Origin of the sequence: Paenibacillus sp., assembly GCF_031177825.1 — a bacterium.
Classification (GTDB): domain Bacteria; phylum Bacillota; class Bacilli; order Paenibacillales; family YIM-B00363; genus Paenibacillus_AE.
Genome location: NZ_JAPSKE010000006.1, coordinates 86,833 through 108,780 on the forward strand (window position 1 = coordinate 86,833; position 21,948 = coordinate 108,780).

Below are 21,948 nucleotides of genomic sequence, written 5' to 3' on the forward strand. Positions count from 1 at the left end.
CAATGACGGATGGAGTAGTATGCATAGAAGCGCTGCTTAAACTGGCAGGGCAACCCTATGAAGTGCTGAGGGGGGCGGATGGAGGCCGGCTCCTTGTACTTGTGAAAGGCGGACGAATTCTCGATCTGCGTGCTTCGGATGGTTATGACTCGGCGCTATGGAATGATCTTTCCGCTGTCGAAAGCGGCGAATGGAACACCGGCGGCGATCGTACGTGGATCAGTCCCGAAATGGACTACTTCATGGATGAATACGGAATCTACAAGGTTCCCTCTCAGCTCGATCCCGGGAATTGGGAGGTCATAGACCGTTCGCAGGACGGGTTGTCTCTTCGCAATGAGTGCCATCTTCGTCACCGCTCCACTTCGGCAATGACCGCGCTTAAGATGGAGAAACAAATCTCGCTCGCCGCGAATCCTCTGACCATGAATGTCTCAGCCCTCGAGCGAGGTTTGTCCGCTCTGCATTATATCGGCTATGAGGTCTCTACCAGCCTGTCTATCTCTGCGGTCCCGAGCTTCCCGCAACCTGCATCAGGTTATTGCGGACAGTGGACCATCTTACAAGTGCCGGCGGGCGGCAGCGTGCTGGTCCCTACGATCGGCACTGTCCGTCCGATGACGATGTTCGCAGACCGGGAGCCTGATTATGTTCGCCTTTCTGAAGGCGGAGTAAGTATCCACTGTATAGGGAGCCACGGCTTCAAGCTCTCGTTCGATGCTCTCGCCTCTACTGGGCGAATTGGTTATACCCGGAGGTTGAATGAGAAGGAGCACAGCCTTGTCGTTCGCCAGTTCACCGTGAATCCTGCAGGGGTATATCCGGATTATCCTCCCGATAAGCCCGGTTGCCTCGGGTCCTGCACCCAAGTTTATTATGACGGCGGCAAGCTGGGCGGCTATGCAGAGCTCGAATATCAATCGCCGGCGCTCCGAATCGATGCTCCGGGCACGACGACGGAACGCACGCAAGTCTTTCATTATACCGGCCTATCAGCCTCCGTCGCCATGGCAGCTGAACTATTGTTAGGCGGGGTAGCAGCGGCATCGTGGAACGGTCCTTGAGATGATATCCAAGGCCGTTCTTGCTGCCCAGCCAGAGCGAGTTAGCTTGATTCGGAATACGCTCTGGTACTCGATCTCACAATGATTTGATTGGATGTAGACATATAACTTTCGGGTGAACTTTCCTTATCGTTAATTTTTTCAATCAACAATTGCACCGCATATTTGGCCATTTCTTCACGATCGATTTTAACAGTTGTCAAAGGCGGTTCAATATATCTGGACAGAATGATGTCGTCGATACCAATAACCGATATATCTTCCGGAACCCTTAGTCCATGATCCTTTATGCACCTAATTGCACCGATCGCCAATATATCGCTGGCACAGAAAATAGCGGTCGGAAGCTCATTGTGAGATAGTATTCTTCTCATGCTATCCGAAGCGGTATGCTCATCCGCCGCGTCAAGCTGTATCCAGTGTATGGGAAGCTCGAACCTATTTTCTTCCATTGCTTTTTTAAAACCGTTAAATGTCTGAACGCTGTAATTGGTCAGCAGCTGATTTCCAATGTGCGCGATTCGGCGATGGCCAAGTTCAATTAAATAGGATGCAGCTGTGTAAGCAGCCTCCATATAATCCGCGTAAACACAAAGAGAACTCGACACGGATAAATGGGTATCGATCACAATATAAGGTAGTTCAAAATTCTTTAAACCAGAGATGATTTCAGAATCCGTGTCCCCATAAAAGATTACTCCGTCTACGTCGTACGATTTAATGACCTGAGGGAAGACAACCTCACCGTTCTCATAGTATACAGACGTAAAAATTAGATTGTAGTTATAACGGCTGCATTCGTCGACGACTACACGATTTAGTTCGGAATAAAAAATGTTTTCAAGCGGAGAAGTGTCCCTCTTTATCAGTACAGTGATGTTATTTGTTTTATTAAAAAGCAATCTCCTAGAGTTTGGATTTGGGGCGTATTGAAGTTTTGCAACAAGATCGGAAATTTTACTTCTGGTCTCGTCGCTTACGCCCTTCTTATTATTTAAAACAATCGACACGGCGGCTGGGGATACTCCGGCAATTTTCGCTATTTCCTTGATCGTTAGCTTCGGCATTCTTTTATCCTTTCTCATTCGAAGTAAACCCTTTTAGCTACTTTGGATTATAAACAATTTGATGTGAAGATTCAATATTCATTAGTATTGTCGGTAAGAGTTGACAATTCGATACAGAGATTTTATTATCTAACTAAAAGCTTTTATTAAATTTAACATTTTCCTTAAATCAAAGAAGTTATTGTCTAATAAATGCTTTAATTTATAGTGGGCAAGAATGATAAAGGAGTGAAAGACATGAATAGTAAAGCGGATCATACCCCCTTTTTGGCTGTTCAAAGAAAAATACAGGAAGTTTGCGGCCTCTTGGGTTTCCCTGAGGATGTATTTGAGATTCTGAAGGAGCCGGAAAAGATCCTGACGACAAGCTTCCGTGTCCGGATGGACGATGGCAAAGTAAAAACATTTACCGGGTATCGCTGCCAACATAATGATGCAATGGGGCCTTATAAAGGCGGCATTCGTTTTCATCAACTTGTGGACCTGGATGAAATTAAAGCTTTGTCCATGTGGATGACCTTTAAATGTGCGGTTGTCGGCATTCCATTCGGTGGAGCCAAAGGGGGGGTTGGAGTAGATCCATCCGTTCTGTCGGAATTTGAATTGGAGAGGCTTAGCCGGGCATACATAGAGAACATCGCTTCCGTGATCGGGCCTGCCAAAGATATCCCGGCACCGGATGTAAACACGAACAGCAAGATTATGGGGTGGATGCTGGATGAGTATAGCAGGCTTAATGGGAAAGTCACCTATGAAGTGATTACCGGAAAACCGCTCAACCTTGGTGGCTCGCAAGGAAGGACGGAAGCAACCGGATTCGGTGTCGCACTCATAAGCAGCATGGCATTAAGGTTGAAGAACATTCCAGTCAAGGGGGCAAAGGTCTCCGTTCAAGGCTTTGGAAATGTAGGTTTTCACGCGGCTAAATATTTGGAGAGCATGGGAGCTAGGATTGTTTCAGTGCAAGAACGAAATTCCTGTATCTACAATCCTGACGGAATCCGCGACATGGCTGCGCTTAAAGCATACTTCCAGCAACATAAAACGCTAGAAGGTTATGAAGGCACAGAATTCGTTGAGCGGAGCCGCATCTTTGAAATTCCCGTCGATCTCCTGATACCGGCTGCGCTCGAAAATCAAATCGATGATCAAAATGCACACCTTATCCAGGCGAAGATTGTGTGTGAGGGTGCAAACGGGCCGATAACGGCTGAAGCCGACCGGATTCTGCAGGGGCGGAAAGTTCTAGTCGTACCGGATATACTGGCGAACGCTGGAGGAGTCATCGTCTCTTACTTTGAGCTTGTTCAGAACAACATGAAATTTTATTGGGATATCGAGGAGATACAAGAAAAGCAGACTAAGATTATGGATATGGCGTTCAAAGATTTGCTGGAGATAATGGAAAAATGGGGTGTGGATATGAGAACGGCTGCATATATGAAAGCTACGGAAGCAATAACGGTCGCCATGAAAGAAAGAGGATGGTGCTGAAAAATAAGTCCCGGTATGACAATACTGTTCGCGTACATCGACGACCAAATCAAGGAGATCATGAAGGAGAATTCATTATGAGAAAACTTAAAGCTGCCATTATTGGTATGGGGTTCATCGCAGGAAGCCATATCGATGCGGTTAGGCGTCTTGGATTTGCTGAGGTTGTCGCCGCTGCCGGTACGGGTCCTAATCCAGCGCAGTCGAGAAAGAAAGCAGAGGACTTTTATATCCCCAAATATTATGACACCTTGGATGAATTGCTGTTAGATAAGGACATCGATGTGATTCATAATTGTACGCCAAATCATTTACACCTTGAAGTGAACGAAAAAATTATTCGGTCGGGCAAACACGTATTCTCCGAAAAACCGCTGGCTGTAACCTCCGCCGAATCGGCCCGGCAGCTTGAGCTGCTCAAAGAACATCCGGGGATTACGCATGGTGTGAATTTCAATTACCGGATGAATCCCCTGGTTCAGGAGATAAAGCATAAAGTCAGAAGAGGGGAGATCGGAAGGCCGCGATTAATTCACGGATCTTATCTGCAGGACTGGCTGCTCTATGATACCGATTATAACTGGAGACTCGAATCGAGACTGAGCGGGCCTTCCAGAGCGATAGCGGATATCGGCTCACATTGGATGGATGGCGCCCAGGTCATCGCTGGAGGCAGAATTGTTGAGGTGTGCGCTGATCTGGTCACTGTCATCCCTACAAGGAAGAAGCCCAATGGACAAATAGAAACGTTTGCCGTGAACACTAACGCGGAATATACGGACAAAGCGATCGATACTGAGGATTATGGCGCAGTTATGTTCCGGATGGATAATGGCGTGAGCGGCGTCTTCCATGTATCGCAAGTCAGTGCAGGGAGAAAGTGTCATTTTAATTATGAAATTAATGGAAGTGAGGCTTCCCTATATTGGAATCAAGAGACGGCGGATCACATGTGGATGGGTTTTCGGGATGAAGCGAATCGACTGGTGATGCGTGATCCGAAACTCATTGTTGATCAAGCGCAACCTTATACCTCCTTGCCGGCCGGACATCCGGAAGGTTGGAACGATGCCATGAAAAATAATGTTTACAGCTTCTACAAGTTTATTGCCGAAGGTAAAAGGATTGGTGTCGACCCTTGCGATTTTGCCACCTTTGAAGACGGGCATGCAATGATGCGACTGATTGATGCGGTTCTTGAAAGCCATAATCGAAAGACTTGGGTAGCGATCAATTGAAATTGGACAGGCCGGACTCGATAAACCCGGGTCCGGCACAGTCTTACCTCATTCAAAAAAGGTCAAGAGCAATCATATTGTACCTTTCCCTATTCGAAAATGATACCGTTTCCAATAAAGCGCTTCTATTTCTGATTAGTTGGATTTCGTTAGCCGGAGAAACACCGAATAATTGAGCATGTTCTTCTCGGAAGATTAAGTGAAAAGTCTGAAGAAATTAGAAATATTACTGATGACGGAATCAAAACCATTATTGAACTCTTCATGGAGTATGCGAAATTAGCCAACATAGCAGGAACGGACAGAGCGCAGGAAGGATCGGAGCACTTCTTTTTTACAATGCCGAATATATTACCGGAAGAACCTATATTCACGGAGCTATGCTGTCCATTGGCATCTGGGCAATCGGTTCCTTCTATTATGGCAAGGCGAAAGAAACAGGCGACCTGCTTAATACTTTAGGCCTTTCCCATACCTTGCAATTAATGTAAATGAATCATTTATCGATAACATCGTAAACAATCTGAAGTAACATTAATCGATTGGAGAGAATATATGCTTGCTGCATAAGTCCCTCGGAGGATGCCTTCGGATTCGTAGTTAAATTTAATTAGGGAGATTGTCAAATGAAGAAGAACAATGTTTTCTTTGGCGAACATGAGACCTTTGTTAAATGTGTGGCATTCGATAAAGACGGCACGCTGTTCGATGCAATGGGGTTCTGGACATACATCGATAATCTCAGGGAAGAGACCTTTTCTTCATTGGTGGGTTCCGAGCACAAGTCAGCCTGGAGCAAACTGATGGGGATAACGGATGCGGCCGTCGACCATCACGGTGTGCTGGCGGTTGCTTCATTGCAGGAAGAAATTGTTTTGGTGGCCGGTCTCATTTATCAACTTAAGGGATGGCCCTGGGTAAGGTGCAAAGAGGTCGCTGCAGAAATATTCAAAACGGCGGATTCGCGGCTAAAGATTGACAGAGCCTTCAACAAAGTGGAAGGTGTACCGGATATTTTCCATCAGCTCATGGAAGCCGGTATACATACCGGCATAATGACCTCGGACGCATTGGCGCGTACTGAAGATTGCATGCGTTTGTTGGACATTTTGGATTTCCTCGATTTTATCATTACACCCGAGAAGGTGAAGAACGGGAAGCCGGCGCCCGACATGGTCCATATTGCTTGCGAATCGCTTGGGATTCAACCGTCGGAAATCGCTGTAATCGGCGACTCCATTGTGGACATGAGAATGGCCAAGGCCGCAGGATGCCTGGCGGTAGGCATCATAACCTATGAGGGCTCAGCCGAAGTACTAGCTCCTGAAGCAGACCTATTGATTCATTCGATTCGAGATATTAAAGTAAAGGCTTAAAACCGAATCGTGATAATCAGTGCGGAAGATTTAGGATAGCGAAGGAGTCTATTGAACAAAACTGTGAGGCTGTCCGTGCGGCGGCCTCTTTCTGATTGAACATAATGTATAATCATTGACTCGAACTCATGTATATAAATCTTGAAGCAAGACGTCATTCTGATTCAAACCTTCAAAAACCGCCCTCAAGCCGCGCGGACTGATGAAATCGCTTTTACTATGTCTTTAGTCAGGAAGGAAAAACCAGTTCTATAACGAAACTAGTGAATATATCATTTCAATGGGGCAATTCCGAAATAGATACCGATTCGGGAGGGCAGGGAATGAAAAATTCTTGGTTTCACCGAATGATCTGGTCTTACATCCCCATCTTCCTCATCTTATGCTCCTTTATTTCCTTCATCTTCTTCAACATGCTGTCGGAACAACAGCGCAAGAACGCGATTTCGGCGAACCGGGTATCCACCTCGCAAATTTTGCAGACCGTTGACGTCTCGTTGAAATCGATCGACACGACGATTGTGAACGATCTGATGAACGAACCGATCTACGAGGAGTTTTTCTATCAAACCGGTCTGCACGACGTCGCGCTCCATTACCGGGTATCGAAGCAATTGAAGCTGTTAACGCAGCAGCTGCCGATGGTCGAATCCATCGATCTCGTGCGATTCGAGGACGAATTGATCTTTAACGGAAATTTGATCCATCCGATCCGCAAGTCGGAGGACCGCGAGTTTATCTGAGCCCTGAAAGAGGGAGTCCGGCTTACGAAATGGACGGGCCTGCGGAAATACAAGCATTACCCGTTCCAAGACGACAAAGAGGTGCTCAGTCTCGTATACCCGTACCCGCTCAATATCGGCGGCCAAGGGGGCTTCATCGTGAACGTGCGCGCGTCGGCGCTCGAACGCATGCTGGAGGACATTACCGGTTCGACGAACGTGTTCGTGACCGTACGCGACGCGGAAGGGCATCGGCTGTTCGGCAGCGCGACGACGGCGGGCAGCGCGGCCCCATCCTATCGAGCATGACCTCCGGGTATACGGGATGGACGAGGAACGAATGTTTGAAAGATTCCTGATCTATGTCCGAACAGCGCCGACTCGGATTGAGACGTACTACGGAGCATTGCTGCCGCATTTTCCGGGTGAGGTCAAGGAGCTCTTCTTGGCTTATATTGAATTTCGCGCAGATCGTTCCAACGATCGCAAGGATTATGTCGATGTGTGCCGAATCATTCGGTTGTTGCAGAAGGTCGGCGGAAAAGAGGAAGCATACTCGATCTCGAAGCAGCTGTTGGCGAAGTTCCCCAGGAGACCTGCGATGCGGGAGGAGCTAGAGAAAATCGTACATTAGTGTGTGATCGATCTAAGGGGGACAATCACTCCGGAATCCAGGCGTCCGTGAAGGCGAACGTCCGCAATCACGGCTGCCCGGAGGATGCGGTGCAACTAACGCGTGTTTAAAAAGCTAGATTCACTCGGGATCTATAAGAAATTCGAGATCGTCGAGAGACTGCTCGACTACCGGCATACGGATCCCCGGGAGGTCGGATTCCAGTATGTCAGCTTTCTTATAGTCGGTGACGATATCCTGTATTTGAACCGTACAGCTATGAATCAGGCGCGAAATTTCCTCGATGCTAGGTGTAATTAACATGGGAGTCGCAAAGGTGACAAGAAGTCATGTTTCCTTGGTTAGGTTCATTGTAACGTAGCGGCAGGGGACGCTTCCGGGCGCTGCAGGGCCTCCCATCCGGACGACCGGGCGGGAGGCTTCTTTCTAGGCAGGGAGTTCACCGTGCATGCAGGTTCCGATAGTCCGTCGGCGACAGGCCGACGGACTGCTTGAATTTGCGGAAGAAATAGTTCGAATCCGAATAGCCGATCTTCAAGGCGATATCGGACGCTTTCATCGGAGTGTCGCGCAACAGCGTCTTCGCCTCCTCCAGCCGAAGCCGGTTCAAGAAGTCGCTGAAGTATTCGCCCGTCTCGGCCTTGAATAGACGGCCCAGGTAGATGCTGCTCACATGGAGCCGGTCCGCGAGCAGCTGCAGCGTCAGCTCCGATCGATAATGCTCTATGATATGTTGTTGCGCTTGATCGATAAGCGAATGGCGCGGCCGGTCCCGCTGCGATTCGATGAAGCCCGCCAACTCTTCGAGCAAGTCGAAGACGGATTGGCGAATGGCGGGGACGTCCGATTCGGCGAAGATCCGGGGGAACCATCGCTCCGTATGCGGAGCGATGTCCTGACCGCACCGAAGCTGCCGGAGCGTCTCCTTCGCGGTTGCCATCCATTCGGCGGCTACGTATTTTACTGCCGAGGAGGGCTGCGCTTGGTGATAAGCCCACAGGAAGTCTTGTGCGAACGCGGCTTCCCAGACGTCGCGCCTCCCCGCGAGCAGGGCGCCCGGAAGCTCCCGGTGGTCGGATAGGGCGGCGGTCGACTCGGGCAGCAACGCTGCCAAGTCGCTTCGCGTAACGCAGACAGGCGCTCCGGTGTGCTCGATCATGTCGAGCGTGCGAAGCGCATCCCGGTAAGAGTGGTGGACGGAGGATGCCCCTTCCGCCCATGCGCCTAACGCCGCGTACCAGGGCGTCTTTAAGAGGGAGGAAATCGTTCGCCCGGCGTCCCGAAGCCAGGCAGCCGTGTCCTGCAGGAGGCGTTCGCCGTCCTTGCCGGTGGAGATGAACAGGCAGACGACCTTCTTCTCGTCGTTGAGGAAGGCGATGCCCCGGTTGTCTGTGGCCATCATCTCCTCAAGGACGTTCAGGATGGAGAACGGGCGGAAGCTGCTTTCCGCCTCGCTCAAATCCGCCTCGCGGATGTCCTTCCAGGAGATTACGGCCACAACGCACAGCATGTTCTTATGGTATGGAATCTGCAGGAAATCGAGCTTCTCCCGAAGCTGCTCATCCTCGATCCGGTGTTCGACCCATCGTTGTAAGACGTTATTTCGCAGCAGATGGAACGATTCCTTGCGAATTTGCTCGGTCATCCAACGGTTCTCGATTTGGCTGCAGCAATTGCGCGCGATCTGCTCCAGCTCGCCCGCGTCGACCGGCTTCAGAAGATAATCCTCCACTTGGAATTTCATGGCCTGACGCAAATACGTAAAGTCGTCATAGCCGCTTAGCACGATCAGATGGGTGGACCATCCGAACTCACGGATGCGCTCCATGAGAAATAAGCCGTCGCCGTCCGGCATGCGAATGTCGGTCAGCACGATATGCGGGCTTAGTTGCTCGTAGAGCCGGAGCGCCTCGCGACCGCCCTCCGCTTCCCCTGCGATTTCGATTCCGAGCTCTTCCCAATCTATAATTTGCCGGAGACCGGCGCGAATGAATTCGTCGTCGTCAACGATGAGCAGTTTGGGCATCCTCGTTCTCCTCCTGTGGTCTTGGCAGCCGCATAACCAGCGAGAAGCCTTCTCCTTCGCCCGAGACATTCACGCTGAGCCCGTAAGGCTCCCCGTAATACGCCCGGATGCGTTCGTGAATGTTTTTCAAACCGAGATGATTGTCGCGAAAGACGGTCTTAGCCTGCAGCCCCTCGTTGACCATGGCCTTCGCTTCCGGCGCCGCGCCCTTCCCGTTGTCGCTGATCTCGATGCAGCGGTATGGGCCTTCGTCGCGGATCGCTAGACGGATCCGGGGCTGCTCCGACTTCTCCAGCTCCCCATGCAGCAACGCGTTCTCGATGATCGGCTGCAGGCTGAACTTCGGCATGTAGCAGTCGCGAAGATCGAAGGGTGAATTCGCCTCCAGCTCGATTTGCTTGGACTTGCCCATCATGAGCAGCTCCAGGTAGTAGCGCGTGTATTGCAGCTCTTCCTCCACCGGAATTTCGTCCGCATCGGTCTTCAGGATCCACCGGTACAACCGGCCAAGGGAAAACAGCTTATTCGCGAGATCGGGCTGCTTCCGAACGACCGCTTGCATGCGCAGCGACTCTAAGGTGTTATAGAGGAAGTGCGGATTGATTTGCATCTTCAACGCGAAATATTCCGCATTGCTCTTCTGCACCTCGGCCACGTACACGCGATTGATGTATTGCTGCAGCTCCCCGGTCATCCGGTTAAACCGCTCGATCAGATCCCCGATCTCATCCTCTCCTGCTCGAACCATCGGTTCCGCGAACGGATTCGTCTGCACCTTCTTGAAGTGTTGAACCAGGTCCTTCAGCCGTCGAATGACGAACCGCAATATATAATGAATAAGGAAGACGCAGACCAGCCAAGCGATGAGCATCCCCGCGAAGATAACATACGCGAGCTTGCGGACCTCCGCCTGAATGCTCCTCTTATCGAAGCCGCCTACGACCTCGAGACCGTATTGCGGCAGCGCGGAGATCGACCGAATGAAGGAGGCATCCGAGCCGCTTACGTTCGACCGATTCTGCATGAGCGGAACGCCGTCTCTGAGAATTTCCAGCTCCAATCCCCGCTTATCTCCTCCTCGAAACAGCTCGAACAAGGAGCGGGAATCGATCCCCATGACGAAGTAGCCTTGGGGACGGGAGGGATGAATCGTTCGGAAGTCGAAGATCGGGTTTACGAAATACAGCACAGGGCGCTCTAGATTTTGGAAAAAACGATTCGTCGCCCCGATGTAAGGGAAGGAATAATCCCGGGGCAAGCCGTCGAAGAATGCCGGGAAATCGAAAGCGGCGCTTCGTTGGGCCGAGGGGTAGCGCGTTTTCTCGAACAGCCGCCGGTCGGCGGAGCGATACAGGATAACGGTCATGGCCTGCGGGTTCCGCTCCAACAGATAGGATTGCAGATTGGAGAAAGCGTTGCGCTCGGTAATCGAAGCGTTCTCGTCCTGCGGGACACTATCCGGCAAGAAGTACTGATAGGATGTAGACGCCTCTCGGCCGATCGGGTAAAACGAGATGCTCTCGCGTTTAAACTGCGTGATGAAAGCGTCCAACTGGCGGCTAAGATGGTCCGTTCGCAGCTCTAGCAAATCCCGCTCCCGCGTCTCCAACATATCGTAGAATCTACTATAAGTGATATATCCGATCGCGATAAAGACGATGAATAGGCAAAGCGCCACGCCGGTATTCAGCTTGCGGAAGACGTAACGGCCAATCCATCGACGATACCATTCTAGAACCATACGCCGTCCTCCTAGCGGATTTCCATATAATAAGACTGTAGCAAAAAGGAAGCATGAACGGAAGAAGCCGAGGGGCCGCGGGAAAAAGTGGTTTATTTTGTCCAGTGAATCGCAAGTTATTTCTGTAGAGAGTGTTTCCGCACGATTTTATAATGAAGCAGCAAGGGAAAATGAGAGACGCGAAAGGGGTTTACGACAGCAATGAGCGGACACGGAACGAGAAGAATGGCATGGACTTCGACGATTGCCATGCTCGCGTTGCTCGCGGCAGCTTGCGGGAACGGTGCGCCGTCGGACGCAACATCCGGGGGAGAGCAGCCGTCGCAAGGAAGCGAATCAGCGACGGACGACGCGGGAAAGAAGGAGCCGGTGGAAATTACGTTCCTCTCGTTAATTACGCCGAATTTGACGGAGGAGTTCTGGGATAAGTGGATCGGGTACTTCGAGGAGCAGCATCCGGATATTAAGGTGAAGCGGATTCAGGCGCCTTCTCTGGAAGGCCTCAACGATAATTACGCGAAGACGCTGCTCGCCTCGGGAGACTTCCCGGACGTACTCAGCAACATCTCGTATCAGGACTTCGCCCGCGCCGATGCGTTGATGGAGATTCCGATCGACGACGACGTGAAGAAGATCAAGGATATCGAGTCGCTCGCCATCGACGGCAAGCTATACACGTTGCAGGCTTACCTGCAGCCTCACACGCAGATTTTCTACAATAAAGACTTGTTCGCGAAGGCGGGCATCGAGCAGCTGCCGAAGTCTTGGGACGAATTCGAGGCGGTCGCGGAGAAGCTGCATGCCGCAGGCATTACGCCAATTCTGACAGGCGGCGACTGGATGACGACGCTTACGTTCTCGATCCTCACGGGACCGGAAATCTTCGGAAAAAATCCCAATTGGTACGCGGATCGGAACGCTGGGAAGGTCAGCTATCTCGACGACAATTGGATGGCCGTCGCCGGGCGTTATCAAAGCCTCGCGCAGAAGGGGTATTTCAACAAGGGAGCGCTCAGCATCGGTTACACGCAGGTGGAGCAAGAGTTCCTGAAGGGGAACGGAGCAATGTACCCGATGGGCTCCTGGTTTACGGCAGCTTACGCGGCGGCGAAGCCGGATTTCGAGGTCGGCGTGTTCGCGCCGCCGACGCTTGACGGCTCCGGACCGTACATGTCGGGCTCCCGCGGAACGAGCTTTGCGATATCTAAGATCACAAAGCATCCGGAAGCGGCACTGACCTTCGCGAAGTTCTTGGCGATCGATCCGGAGTTCCACAAGGCGTTCGGCGCGAGCGACGGCATGTTCTCCGGCCTCGTCGAGCCTATCAACTACGAATTTACGCCGTTGCAGCAGGGCATCTTCGAGCTGCTCCAGGAGGCGGACACCATGAGCGGATACGAGGCGCAGCGCGCCGGCGACTTCCCGGTGAACGGCCTGCCGAACCAGCTGACGAAGGTCGGGCAGAACCTGCTGATCAACGGAGCCGACCTGAAGGCGGAGATGGCAAGCTTAGACGAGTACTGGGATAAGAACAAATAGAAACGGATACAGCGAACGGCGCGGGAGCCAAGCATCGGCAGCTTGGCTCCCGGCTCGTCTAAGGCTCTGCCTGAGGATCATACGGAAGGAGGATGCAGTTTGAGAAGCGACAGTTGGACCAGAGGGCTGTTGTTCGTTCCGGGCTTTACGATTTATCTCGTGTTTATGATGATTCCCATCGGCATGTGCGTCTACTACAGCGTCCATAACTGGGACGGCCTCAGCCCTGCGTTTTCATTCATCGGCTTTGACAATTACATCGATGCGCTGACGGACCGCGATTACCATCGCTCCTTGCGCGTAACGCTCTTCATCACGGCGGTGGGTACGCTCGCCGTGAACGCGGTCGGGATGCTGATCGCGGTACTGTTGAACAAGCCCGGCCGTCTAACGAACTTTTATCGTTCGGTGTTTTTCTTTCCATTGCTTCTCAGCGCGGTCGTTGTCGGATTCCTGTGGAAGGCGATCTTGAACTACAACGGGATCTTGAACGCCGTGCTTGGGCGGTGGGGCATCGAGCCCATCGAGGCGTTCGGCACGCCGCAGACGGCGATTACGACGATTACGCTTCTAATCATCTGGCAGAGCGTCGGCGGCGTCATCGTGCTGTATTTGGCTGGACTGCAAGGGATTCCGAAGGATTTATACGAAGCCGCCAAGATCGACGGAGCGAACGCGGTGCAGGCGTTCCGCAGCGTGACGTTCCCGATGCTTGCGCCAAGCGTCACGATGTGTATGATTTTCATGTTTACGACCTTGGCCCGTGAGTACGATCGCATCGCGGTGCTGACGAACGGAGGCCCGGGAGGCGCCACGGAGACGGCGGCATTCACTGTCGTGAGGCTGGGCATTAACACGAACCGATTCAGCTACGCGGCGGCGCTGGCCGTCATTATGATGGTTGCGGTAGCGGCGATCTCCGTAGCCATGACGCTGTACCTTCGCAAGAGAGAGGAGCGGATCGTATGACCGGAGGCTGGCTGGATCGAATCCGGCATGTGTTCTTAATGGGCGTAAGCTTGCTGCTGCTCATCCCTTTTTATATCGCCGTGGTGAACGCCTTCAAGCCCAACGAAGCGATTTTGTCGGACCCGATGGGTCTGCCGTTCGGTTCGCTGACGCTGGCGAATTTCGCGAAAGTGGCCGTAACGCCGACCTTTAATATTTTTAAAGCATACGGCAGCACGGCGTTAATTACCGTCGTATCCATCGTTTGTTTGATCGGCTTCGCATCGATGATGTCCTATGTCATTGCAAGGAGCCGACACAAGTTTTTCGCCTTCGCGTATTTGCTGCTGCTCGGGGGCATGATGATTCCGCCTCAGGTCATCCTCATTCCGATCGTGAAGCTGCTGCGCGCATTAGGGCTTATGTTTACCGAGACGGGACTCATTCTGTATAACACGGGCTGGTATATTCCGTTCACGGCGTTTATCTTCACGGGCTTTATACGGACGCTGTCCCGGGAGCTCGACGAATCGGCGATGATGGAAGGCGCGAACAGTTTTACGATTTTCTGGCGCGTCATCTTCCCGATCTTAAAACCGCCGTCCGCTTCGATCGTGATCTTCTTGTTTTTATTTGTATGGAACGATTTTCTGAATCCGTTGATTATCCTAGGCTCCACGAAGGGCTATACGGTAACGACGGGCATTTACTTGGCCGTAGGCCAATACAGCGTTAATTGGGATCAAATTTTCGCATTGGTGATCCTGGCGTCGCTTCCGGTGCTGTGCGTGTTCCTGTTTATGCAGCGGTACTTCGTATCGGGCCTCGCCGACGGCGCCGTGAAAGGGTAGGAGGGGGAAGAACGATGTTGCATTCCGCATTGATGGACGTTCTTGTCTATGAAGGACCAAGGGAAATGAATATGCGAAGGGCGGAGATCCCGAAGCCGGAGCCGGACGAAATCTTGATCCGGGTGGAGAAGGCCGGAATCTGCGGTTCCGAGCTCAGCGGGTATTTAGGCCACAACTCGCTCCGGGTGCCGCCGCTCGTCATGGGCCACGAGTTTGCCGGCACCGTGGCCGCGCTCGGCGCCGATGTGTCGGCGTTCCGTCCCGGCGACCGCGTCACGGTCAATCCGCTCGTCAGCTGCCGCCGCTGCCGCTCGTGCGTCGAGGGCCGGCCGCAGCTGTGCGAGCGGCGCGCCATCGTCGGCGTGCACCGCCCCGGCGCGTTCGCCGAATACGTCGCCGTCCCGGCCGCGAGCGCTTACGCGCTGCCGGGGGAACTTTCCGTCGACGCGGCGACGCTGACGGAGCCGTTCGCCTGCGCGATCCATGCCGTGCGGCAGGCGGGGCTCGATCCGGCGGACCGCCTGCTCGTGTACGGCGGCGGTCCGATCGGCCTGCTCGTCCTGCTCGCCGCGCGGGCGTTCGGCCTTGAGCGGGTTACGGTGATGGAGCTGAATCGGAACCGACTGGACATCGCGGACGCGCTCGGCGCCGTCGCGGTCGGGTCCGAGGAAGCGCTGCGCGCCGCCGCTCCCGCAGGGGGCTACGACGCCGTCGTGGACGCGGTCGGCGTGTGCGCGACGCGCCAGCAGAGCGTGTTGAACGCGCGACCCGGCGGCACCGTCGTCTTCTCGGGCCTGCACGAGGCGAAGAGCCCGCTGCCGATCAACGTCGCGATCCGCAACGAGGTGACGCTGAAGGGAGCGTTCTGCTACGACGATCGGGATTTCGAGACGGCGCTGCGCTGGCTCGGGGAGGGCAAGGCGGACCTGACGCCTTGGCTGCAGCATATCCCGCTCTCGGAAGGCAAGGCCGGATTCGAGCGGCTGCTCGGCGATCCCGGGCCGGTCGCGAAGATTATGCTATCGATCTAGGAGGGGACAGAGATGAAGCTGCATGGGGTTATTCCGATTTTGCCCGCGCCGTTCACGGAGGACGGCACGGCCGTGGACCATGAGGATCTGCGGTCCGTCATCGATCTCGCCGTGAGCGAGGGCGCGCACGGCGTGGCGCTGCTCGGCGTGGCCAGCGAATTCTACAAGTTGGCGGACGACGAGCGCAGCGCCATGATCCGGACGACCGTGGAGCACGTCGCCGGGCGCGTGCCCGTCATCGTCAACATTACGCGTCATTCGACGGAGCTGGCGGTGCGCGACGCGCGGGACGCGCAGGCGGTCGGCGCCGATGCGGTCATGATCGTGCCGCCGTCGTTCATCGCGCCGTCCGCCGCGGCGATCATGGAGCATATCGAGGCGGTGGCGGCGAGCGTCGACCTGCCGGTCGTGATCCAATACGCTCCTAATGTAACGGGCGTCGGCATTCCGGCGGAGACGTTCCTCCGAATTCAGGCCGCGTGCCGGAACGACATGTATATCAAGGCGGAGTCGGTGCCGCCGGGTCCGCTCATCTCCTCGATCGCGGAAGGCACGAGCGGAGCCATGGGCGTGTTCATCGGCAACGGCGGCGTGCAGCTGTTCGACGCGCTCGAGCGCGGCGCGGCGGGGCTGATGCCGGGCACGGCGATGCTGAAGCCATACATGGACATCTATACCGCCTACCGCGAAGGGAACAAAGAGCTCGCCTTCGAGCGGTTCAACGCGTTCCTGCCCGTGCTCAACCTCACGGCGCAAGGCGCGGAGATGTTCACCCGTTTCGAGAAAATCATCCTGAAGGCGCGCGGAGCGATCAAGAGCGACGCCTGCCGCAAGCCGTACTTTTCGCCGGACGAAGGGTACCGCAGGCTGCTCGCGCAATACGGCGGACTCTTGTCCGACAAGTTTGGAGTCGACATCTTCCCGAGAGGCGGCGCGTCCGTATGAAAGGCGAGGTAAGCGTCGGGCTGATCGGGTGCGGCCGCGTCGCCGAGTCGCATGTGCGAGCGCTTCGCCGGGTGCGCGGCGCCCGGCTGGCAGGCGTCTATGACCGGGCCGAGTCGTTCGGCAGGGAGAGAGCGGCCGCCTGGGGGACTTCGTACCTCGAGCTGGAAGAGATGCTCGCCTCGCCCGATATCGATGCGATCTATGTCTTGACGCCGATGGAAAGCCATTGCGACTATGCGAGGAAGGCGCTAGAGGCCGGGAAGCATGTGTTGATCGAGAAGCCCGTTAGCGACGACATCGCCGCCATTCGGGAGCTGATCGAGCTAAGCGAGCGCCAGGGCAGGGTATGCATGCCGGGCCACAGCTATCTGTACATGCCGGAGCTCAGCCGAATGCAGCGCTTGGCCCGGGAGGGCGGCATCGGGCGCACGACGTCGATGTTCATGAGCGAGGTGTACCGGATGCCGGATGAGCTCGCCGCAAAGTACCACGGTCCGATCGTCGAGGTGCTCTGTCATCATCTGTATCTCTTGCTTGCGTTGCTCGGGACGCCGAAGTATATCCAGGCGTTCGCCGGCTGCTTCCGTCCGGACGCGGTGCCGACGGGCGACGAGCAGGTCGTCGTCAACGCGGAATACGAGAACGGCGCCTTGGCGCATCTGTTTCTCTCTTGGGCGAATCACGACGAGACGAGCGACCCGTGGACGTTCAAGGTCAAGCTGCTGGGCACGCAAGGGGGATTGCATTTCTCCCGGCGGGACCAGGTGTACGGTAACGAGCACGAGCAGCGCGAATACCACCTGTATGACGAAATGTTCGAGCGGGAGTCGGAGCACTTCATTCATGGCTGCATTCTTGGCGGCGAGGCGCCGTTGTCGACCTTGGACGACGCGGCGAAAGCGATGGCGATGCTGCACGCGGTGCAGACGTCGGTGAAAGAGCGCACGGTGCAGACACTGTATTTTTAAATCATCGGGAGGGGTAGAGAACATGGGCGGCTTGCAAATTACGAATGTGGAAACGATCCGGCTGTCGTATCGATACAGCGAGGAGGAGCGTTGGCAGTGCCCGGGGTGGACGACGCTGCAGCGCAACGCGACGTTGGTCCGCGTCTGGACGAATCAAGGAACATACGGTATCGGGGAGGTCAGCGAGGATTCCTGCATCCCGCAATCGGTCGGTTCGATCATCGACGAACACTTCAAGTCGATGCTAATCGGGGAGGACCCGTTCCAGGTCGAGAAGCTATGGCGCAAGATGTTCGTCCGCTCCTTGCACTGGGGGCGCAAGGGCGGCGCGATCAAGATCATCAGCGGTCTCGAGATCGCGCTGTGGGACATCATCGGCAAGACGCTGAATCGCCCGGTGTACGATCTGCTCGGCGGGGTCGTCCGCGACCGGATCCGCGTCTACGCGAGCGCGGGCATGTCCAACGAGGAGAATGAGCTGATCGAAGAGATGCAGGGATATAAGGAGCAGGGCTATACGGCGCTGAAGATGCGGATCGGGTCGGATCCGCGAGGCGACGTGGAGAAGGTGCGACGCGTTCGCGACGCGCTTGGAGCGAAGATGGATCTGATGGCGGACGCGGGCATGAGCTACGTCGACGCGGCTTGGGATTTCAACACGGCGCTGCGCGTGGCCCGAGGCTTAGAGCCCGCCGGCTTGTTCTGGCTCGAGGAGCCGCTCATTAACGACGATATCGACGGCTACGCGCGCCTGGCCGCGGAGACCGACATTCCGATCGCGGCGGGGGAGAACGAGTACACGAAGTACGGCTTCAAGGATTTAATTTCCAGACGGGCGGTCGACATCGTGCAGCCGGACGCGACGCGAAGCGGCGGCATTATGGAAGTGAAGAAGATCGCGGCGATCGCCGATGCGTTCCAGATGCGAATGGCGCCCCATATTTTCACCTCCGGCGTGTCGCTCATGGCGAACCTGCACGTCATCGTCTCGTCGCCGAACGCGATCATCATGGAATATGACCGAACGATCAACCCGCTGCGCGACGAACTCTTGGTAGAGCCGCTCGCCTACCGAGACGGAGTCGTCACCTACCCGAAGGGCATCCCGGGCCTCGGCGTGCAGCTTACGGATGAGCTTATCGAGAAATTCAAATTCATTCCCGGGGAAATTTTGCAAAAAGCGGAGTTTACTTGCGACCATGCGTATTGATGCGCACCAACACTTCTGGAACGTTGAGCGGCTCGATTATCCGATCCTGCGCGGCAGCGCGTTGTACCGCACGGTCGAGCCGGATGCGCTGGAGCCCCTGCTTGCCCCGTCGGGCATGGACGCCACGATTGCGGTTCAGGCGATGGACGACTGCGAAGAGACGGAATACTTGCTGGAGCTTGCTGACCGATGGACATGGATCGCGGGCGTCGTCGGTTGGGTCGATCTGGAGCGTCCGCTGGAAGCGGGCAGGCAGCTGGAGCGGTTCGCGAAGCATCCGAAATTCGTAGGCGTGCGTCACTTGATCATGACCGAGCCGGATCCCGATTGGCTTATAAGGCCGGCGGTTCTGGAAGGACTCCGCGTGCTATCCTCCTTCGGGAAAGCGTTCGACGTCGGCGCGGAGTTTCCGCGCCACCTCCGTCACGTTCCGGCGGCGGCCGAGGCGGCGCCCGAGCTGCGCTTCGTAATCGACCACCTGGCGAAGCCGCCGATCGGAACGGACGGGATGGTCGCCTGGGAGGCGGAGCTCGAACGGGCGGCGGCGTGTCCGAACGTATATGCGAAGCTGTCGGGACTGCCGGCGGACGGCCGTACGCAAGCCGCCGTCAATGCGGCGTTCCGGTGCTTCGGCGCCGATCGGCTCCTGTTCGGAAGCGATTGGCCGGTGTCCGCCCTTCACTCGTCCTACGAGCGCACTGTGGAGGCGATCCGGTGGGCGGCATCGGCGGCGGGATGCACGGCCGAGGGGGAGTTCGCGATCTTCGGCGGAACGGCGCGCGCGGTCTATCGGTTGGAGGGCCAGCCATGAGCGGACGGGGGAAGCGGATCGGCAGCATCGTTCGATTGCGGGACGGCTGCCTTGACCGGTACGTGCAGCTGCATGCCGAGGTATGGCCGGAGTTATTAGAGCTGTTCAGGCGGCATCATGTGCGCAATTTTACGATTTTCCATCGGGACGGTTACCTCTTTAGCTATAAGGAATACACCGGTCGCGATTATGAAGGGGATATGGCGGCGTTGATGCAGAAGCCTCTCATGCAGGAGTGGCTGCGGCTGACCGATGCGTGCCAGGAGCCCTGGCGACAAGCTTCGCCGGATGTGCTTTGGGCGGATGGGGACGCCGTGTTTTATATGGAGTAAGGATGAATACGGGGGTATGGAACTTATGAAGATCTGTGTTTTTCAAAAAGGCGGAACGTACCGGCTCGGCGTGAAACGGGGGGACAGCCTCGTAGACGTCGCCGAAGCGCTGCGCGTCGCTCCGCGCAAAGGGATTTGCGCGGAGCCGATGGCTCTCATTCGGGCCGGCGCTGCCGGTGCGAGAGAATTGGAAGCTTATGTATCGAGTTTGCCGGACGGCGAAACCAGCTTCGTAGTAGACCCGGCGTCCGTCGAATGGGGCCCTTGCGTCCCCGAGCCCGCGAAGATCGTATGCGTCGGACTGAATTACCGCCGCCATGCGGACGAGTCTGGGCTGCCTTACCCGGAGACGCCGCTCTTGTTTAACAAATTCAGCAATGCCCTGACGGCGCACGGACAGCGCATCCCGATTCCGAAGACGACGGAACAGCTCGATTACGAGGTAGAGCTCGGCATCGTGATCGGGCGCCGCGCTGCGGACGTATCCGAGGAGGATGCGTTGGATTACGTCTTCGGATACTGCCCGGCGAACGATGTGTCGGCGCGCGATTTGCAGATGCGCACCTCGCAATGGATGCTGGGCAAGACGAGCGATCGATTTTGCCCGATAGGACCCTATCTCGTTACGGCGGACGAAGTCCGCGATCCGCAGCGCTTGACGCTGCAGACGTTCGTCAACGGGGAGCGACGTCAGCATTCTTCCACATCGGATATGATCTTTACGTGCCGCGAAATCGTTAGTTACATCTCCAAGTACATGACCCTCGAGCCTGGCGACTTGATATTAACGGGGACGCCGGAGGGGGTCGCGCTCGGTATGCCGAGCGACCGCCGCACGTACCTCAAGCCGGGCGATATCGTCACCGTCGAAATCGAGGGGCTTGGCCAATTGACGAATACATTCTTGTAACCCGCTGAAGAAGCGCGCCGACCGGGGCGCGCTTCTTTCTTTCCAATCGGATCGTAACATTCTCCTAAAGTTCCTGAACGCTCTTCATTTCGACGCTCCGGCGGTTGCGATACAGTGAAAGTGGAAAGTCGATAATCGATCGCGGGGAGGAAAGAACGATGAGAAGAAGACAGAGGTTGTTCGCGGCGGTGATAATGATGCTCACGATGAGCTTAGTCGCTTGCTCGGAAGACAGACGGACTTATTCATTTAAACTGTACGACACCAACGTCAAAAGGATTGAAAGTAAAAAAGCCACAATGCGATGCAACATCGGGTTGTGGCTTCTTTCTGTCGGGTAGCGCTGTCTGCCCTCGTGGGTCGAGCGAAGTGAATCGGTGGATGCTCAAATAGGCTCTACAATGGCTTCAAATGCTCGACGAGAAAGAGACAATCCTCCAACTCTGCTTGCTCCCCCTCGACTTGGTAAAATACACCATCATTTCTCCAATTAATGACTAGTCGATCGCCAGGGAATTCGGCCCAATATACTTCCACATCATGCATCGTAACATGTCCTTCAGCCGTGGTTTCCGCAGTTGTCGTTCGTACAACGTCTACCGAAGATTGAAGGAAAGAGATCGATCCCAATTCAACCGTTAGGTCCCCGGCGTCCTTATCTAGGATGATTTCCACCGAATGGGGATTGTCAAAAATCTCCTTGATTACATACCCCTCCGGTAGCAGGCCAGGGACCAAAAGCTGGAAAGAATGATTAGATATATTGTCGAACGAGTGCAATTGAACCGTTTCCTTGTCCAAACCGAGACCATGCGCAACGGTATTTTCTTTCATCTCGACGTTGGGTTCCGGAATATGTTCAGCGACGCTTCCCACTTCCTGAACGAACGGTTCGCGAACGGACGGCTGTCCCCCTCCATGCGCTGCTTCACAAGCGGAAAGCAAGGACGAAATCAAAATGAATAATAGTACCTTCATTACTTCATTCACCTCGATTTCTCGACGTTCGCTTTGGGTGGAATGTTTCAATGAATGAAAGAT

General features: G+C 54.8%; 21 protein-coding genes. 17 read left to right on the forward strand and 4 right to left on the reverse strand.

The annotated features are described in order from the left end of the window. The first annotated feature begins 2 nt into the window (after positions 1–2). A complete protein-coding gene (locus tag RIN49_RS09230; RefSeq protein ID WP_309119883.1) occupies positions 3–1,064 on the forward strand; it encodes a DUF6786 family protein in 1,062 nt (353 codons plus the stop codon). A 41-nt stretch (positions 1,065–1,105) separates the two neighbouring features. Here the strand turns inward: RIN49_RS09230 and RIN49_RS09235 are convergent, their stop codons facing one another. After that, complete coding sequence (locus tag RIN49_RS09235) at positions 1,106–2,149, reverse strand: LacI family DNA-binding transcriptional regulator (protein ID WP_309119884.1); 1,044 nt, start codon at positions 2,147–2,149, stop codon at positions 1,106–1,108. Between the two features lie 219 nt (positions 2,150–2,368). Between RIN49_RS09235 and RIN49_RS09240 the strand changes: the two genes are divergently transcribed. The 6 genes from RIN49_RS09240 to RIN49_RS09265 all read left to right on the forward strand — a co-directional run bounded on the left by RIN49_RS09240 (position 2,369) and on the right by RIN49_RS09265 (position 7,595). Then, entirely contained in the window at positions 2,369–3,625 is a 1,257-nt protein-coding gene (locus tag RIN49_RS09240) for a Glu/Leu/Phe/Val family dehydrogenase (RefSeq protein ID WP_309119885.1), read from the forward strand. A 77-nt stretch (positions 3,626–3,702) separates the two neighbouring features. After that, positions 3,703–4,863, forward strand: a complete 1,161-nt coding sequence (locus RIN49_RS09245) for a Gfo/Idh/MocA family protein (RefSeq protein ID WP_309119886.1) — start codon at positions 3,703–3,705, stop codon at positions 4,861–4,863. A gap of 626 nt (positions 4,864–5,489) precedes the next feature. After that, positions 5,490–6,239: an HAD family hydrolase gene (locus tag RIN49_RS09250; RefSeq protein WP_309119887.1), complete on the forward strand. Its 750-nt coding sequence runs from the start codon at positions 5,490–5,492 to the stop codon at positions 6,237–6,239. A gap of 323 nt (positions 6,240–6,562) precedes the next feature. Further along, positions 6,563–6,982, forward strand: a complete 420-nt coding sequence (locus RIN49_RS09255) for a hypothetical protein (protein WP_309119888.1) — start codon at positions 6,563–6,565, stop codon at positions 6,980–6,982. 81 nt (positions 6,983–7,063) lie between these two features. Continuing rightward, positions 7,064–7,270 (forward strand): hypothetical protein, encoded by a 207-nt coding sequence (locus tag RIN49_RS09260; protein ID WP_309119889.1) that lies wholly within the window; start codon positions 7,064–7,066, stop codon positions 7,268–7,270. 31 nt (positions 7,271–7,301) lie between these two features. Then, positions 7,302–7,595 (forward strand): hypothetical protein, encoded by a 294-nt coding sequence (locus RIN49_RS09265; RefSeq protein WP_309119890.1) that lies wholly within the window; start codon positions 7,302–7,304, stop codon positions 7,593–7,595. 439 nt (positions 7,596–8,034) lie between these two features. Here the strand turns inward: RIN49_RS09265 and RIN49_RS09270 are convergent, their stop codons facing one another. Together RIN49_RS09270 and RIN49_RS09275 are read right to left on the reverse strand one after the other, a co-directional pair. Next, positions 8,035–9,621: a response regulator gene (locus RIN49_RS09270; RefSeq protein ID WP_309119891.1), complete on the reverse strand. Its 1,587-nt coding sequence runs from the start codon at positions 9,619–9,621 to the stop codon at positions 8,035–8,037. After that, positions 9,599–11,362, reverse strand: a complete 1,764-nt coding sequence (locus tag RIN49_RS09275) for a sensor histidine kinase (protein WP_309119892.1) — start codon at positions 11,360–11,362, stop codon at positions 9,599–9,601. Before RIN49_RS09275 ends, RIN49_RS09270 begins: the two co-directional genes overlap by 23 nt. Before the next feature lie 225 nt (positions 11,363–11,587). On the opposite strand from RIN49_RS09275, the gene RIN49_RS09280 reads away from it, so the two are divergent. The 10 genes from RIN49_RS09280 (at position 11,588) to RIN49_RS09325 (ending at position 20,907) form a co-directional block, all read left to right on the forward strand. After that, on the forward strand, positions 11,588–12,901 hold the full coding sequence (locus tag RIN49_RS09280) for an ABC transporter substrate-binding protein (RefSeq protein WP_309119893.1): 1,314 nt from the start codon (positions 11,588–11,590) through the stop codon (positions 12,899–12,901). A 99-nt stretch (positions 12,902–13,000) separates the two neighbouring features. Continuing rightward, positions 13,001–13,870 (forward strand): carbohydrate ABC transporter permease, encoded by an 870-nt coding sequence (locus RIN49_RS09285; RefSeq protein WP_309119894.1) that lies wholly within the window; start codon positions 13,001–13,003, stop codon positions 13,868–13,870. Continuing rightward, positions 13,867–14,700: a carbohydrate ABC transporter permease gene (locus tag RIN49_RS09290; RefSeq protein WP_309119895.1), complete on the forward strand. Its 834-nt coding sequence runs from the start codon at positions 13,867–13,869 to the stop codon at positions 14,698–14,700. The genes RIN49_RS09285 and RIN49_RS09290 overlap by 4 nt, the downstream gene beginning before the upstream one ends. A gap of 14 nt (positions 14,701–14,714) precedes the next feature. After that, positions 14,715–15,731, forward strand: a complete 1,017-nt coding sequence (locus RIN49_RS09295) for a zinc-dependent alcohol dehydrogenase (RefSeq protein ID WP_309119896.1) — start codon at positions 14,715–14,717, stop codon at positions 15,729–15,731. A gap of 12 nt (positions 15,732–15,743) precedes the next feature. Continuing rightward, a complete protein-coding gene (locus RIN49_RS09300; protein ID WP_309119897.1) occupies positions 15,744–16,676 on the forward strand; it encodes a dihydrodipicolinate synthase family protein in 933 nt (310 codons plus the stop codon). Next, on the forward strand, positions 16,673–17,644 hold the full coding sequence (locus tag RIN49_RS09305; RefSeq protein ID WP_309119898.1) for a Gfo/Idh/MocA family protein: 972 nt from the start codon (positions 16,673–16,675) through the stop codon (positions 17,642–17,644). Before RIN49_RS09300 ends, RIN49_RS09305 begins: the two co-directional genes overlap by 4 nt. A 22-nt stretch (positions 17,645–17,666) precedes the next feature. Beyond that, entirely contained in the window at positions 17,667–18,854 is a 1,188-nt protein-coding gene (locus RIN49_RS09310; RefSeq protein WP_309119899.1) for a mandelate racemase/muconate lactonizing enzyme family protein, read from the forward strand. Further along, positions 18,844–19,665 (forward strand): amidohydrolase family protein, encoded by an 822-nt coding sequence (locus RIN49_RS09315; RefSeq protein ID WP_309119900.1) that lies wholly within the window; start codon positions 18,844–18,846, stop codon positions 19,663–19,665. The genes RIN49_RS09310 and RIN49_RS09315 overlap by 11 nt, the downstream gene beginning before the upstream one ends. Next, positions 19,662–19,997: an L-rhamnose mutarotase gene (locus RIN49_RS09320; RefSeq protein WP_309119901.1), complete on the forward strand. Its 336-nt coding sequence runs from the start codon at positions 19,662–19,664 to the stop codon at positions 19,995–19,997. The genes RIN49_RS09315 and RIN49_RS09320 overlap by 4 nt, the downstream gene beginning before the upstream one ends. A gap of 25 nt (positions 19,998–20,022) precedes the next feature. Next, a complete protein-coding gene (locus RIN49_RS09325; protein ID WP_309119902.1) occupies positions 20,023–20,907 on the forward strand; it encodes a fumarylacetoacetate hydrolase family protein in 885 nt (294 codons plus the stop codon). A 396-nt stretch (positions 20,908–21,303) separates the two neighbouring features. Here the strand turns inward: RIN49_RS09325 and RIN49_RS09330 are convergent, their stop codons facing one another. Beyond that, positions 21,304–21,885: a DUF4367 domain-containing protein gene (locus RIN49_RS09330; RefSeq protein WP_309119903.1), complete on the reverse strand. Its 582-nt coding sequence runs from the start codon at positions 21,883–21,885 to the stop codon at positions 21,304–21,306. Between the last annotated feature and the right edge of the window lie 63 nt (positions 21,886–21,948).

Coding starts and splice junctions, on each gene's coding strand:
- RIN49_RS09310 (WP_309119899.1), top strand. CDS start 17,667: ATGGGCGGCTTGCAAATTACGAATGTGGAAACGATCCGGCTGTCGTAT.
- RIN49_RS09255 (WP_309119888.1), top strand. CDS start 6,563: ATGAAAAATTCTTGGTTTCACCGAATGATCTGGTCTTACATCCCCATC.
- RIN49_RS09270 (WP_309119891.1), bottom strand. CDS start 9,621: ATGCCCAAACTGCTCATCGTTGACGACGACGAATTCATTCGCGCCGGT.
- RIN49_RS09275 (WP_309119892.1), bottom strand. CDS start 11,362: ATGGTTCTAGAATGGTATCGTCGATGGATTGGCCGTTACGTCTTCCGC.
- RIN49_RS09330 (WP_309119903.1), bottom strand. CDS start 21,885: ATGAAGGTACTATTATTCATTTTGATTTCGTCCTTGCTTTCCGCTTGT.
- RIN49_RS09250 (WP_309119887.1), top strand. CDS start 5,490: ATGAAGAAGAACAATGTTTTCTTTGGCGAACATGAGACCTTTGTTAAA.
- RIN49_RS09265 (WP_309119890.1), top strand. CDS start 7,302: ATGTTTGAAAGATTCCTGATCTATGTCCGAACAGCGCCGACTCGGATT.
- RIN49_RS09300 (WP_309119897.1), top strand. CDS start 15,744: ATGAAGCTGCATGGGGTTATTCCGATTTTGCCCGCGCCGTTCACGGAG.
- RIN49_RS09245 (WP_309119886.1), top strand. CDS start 3,703: ATGAGAAAACTTAAAGCTGCCATTATTGGTATGGGGTTCATCGCAGGA.
- RIN49_RS09325 (WP_309119902.1), top strand. CDS start 20,023: ATGAAGATCTGTGTTTTTCAAAAAGGCGGAACGTACCGGCTCGGCGTG.
- RIN49_RS09230 (WP_309119883.1), top strand. CDS start 3: ATGACGGATGGAGTAGTATGCATAGAAGCGCTGCTTAAACTGGCAGGG.
- RIN49_RS09295 (WP_309119896.1), top strand. CDS start 14,715: ATGTTGCATTCCGCATTGATGGACGTTCTTGTCTATGAAGGACCAAGG.
- RIN49_RS09240 (WP_309119885.1), top strand. CDS start 2,369: ATGAATAGTAAAGCGGATCATACCCCCTTTTTGGCTGTTCAAAGAAAA.
- RIN49_RS09320 (WP_309119901.1), top strand. CDS start 19,662: ATGAGCGGACGGGGGAAGCGGATCGGCAGCATCGTTCGATTGCGGGAC.
- RIN49_RS09290 (WP_309119895.1), top strand. CDS start 13,867: ATGACCGGAGGCTGGCTGGATCGAATCCGGCATGTGTTCTTAATGGGC.
- RIN49_RS09280 (WP_309119893.1), top strand. CDS start 11,588: ATGGCATGGACTTCGACGATTGCCATGCTCGCGTTGCTCGCGGCAGCT.
- RIN49_RS09315 (WP_309119900.1), top strand. CDS start 18,844: ATGCGTATTGATGCGCACCAACACTTCTGGAACGTTGAGCGGCTCGAT.
- RIN49_RS09235 (WP_309119884.1), bottom strand. CDS start 2,149: ATGAGAAAGGATAAAAGAATGCCGAAGCTAACGATCAAGGAAATAGCG.
- RIN49_RS09305 (WP_309119898.1), top strand. CDS start 16,673: ATGAAAGGCGAGGTAAGCGTCGGGCTGATCGGGTGCGGCCGCGTCGCC.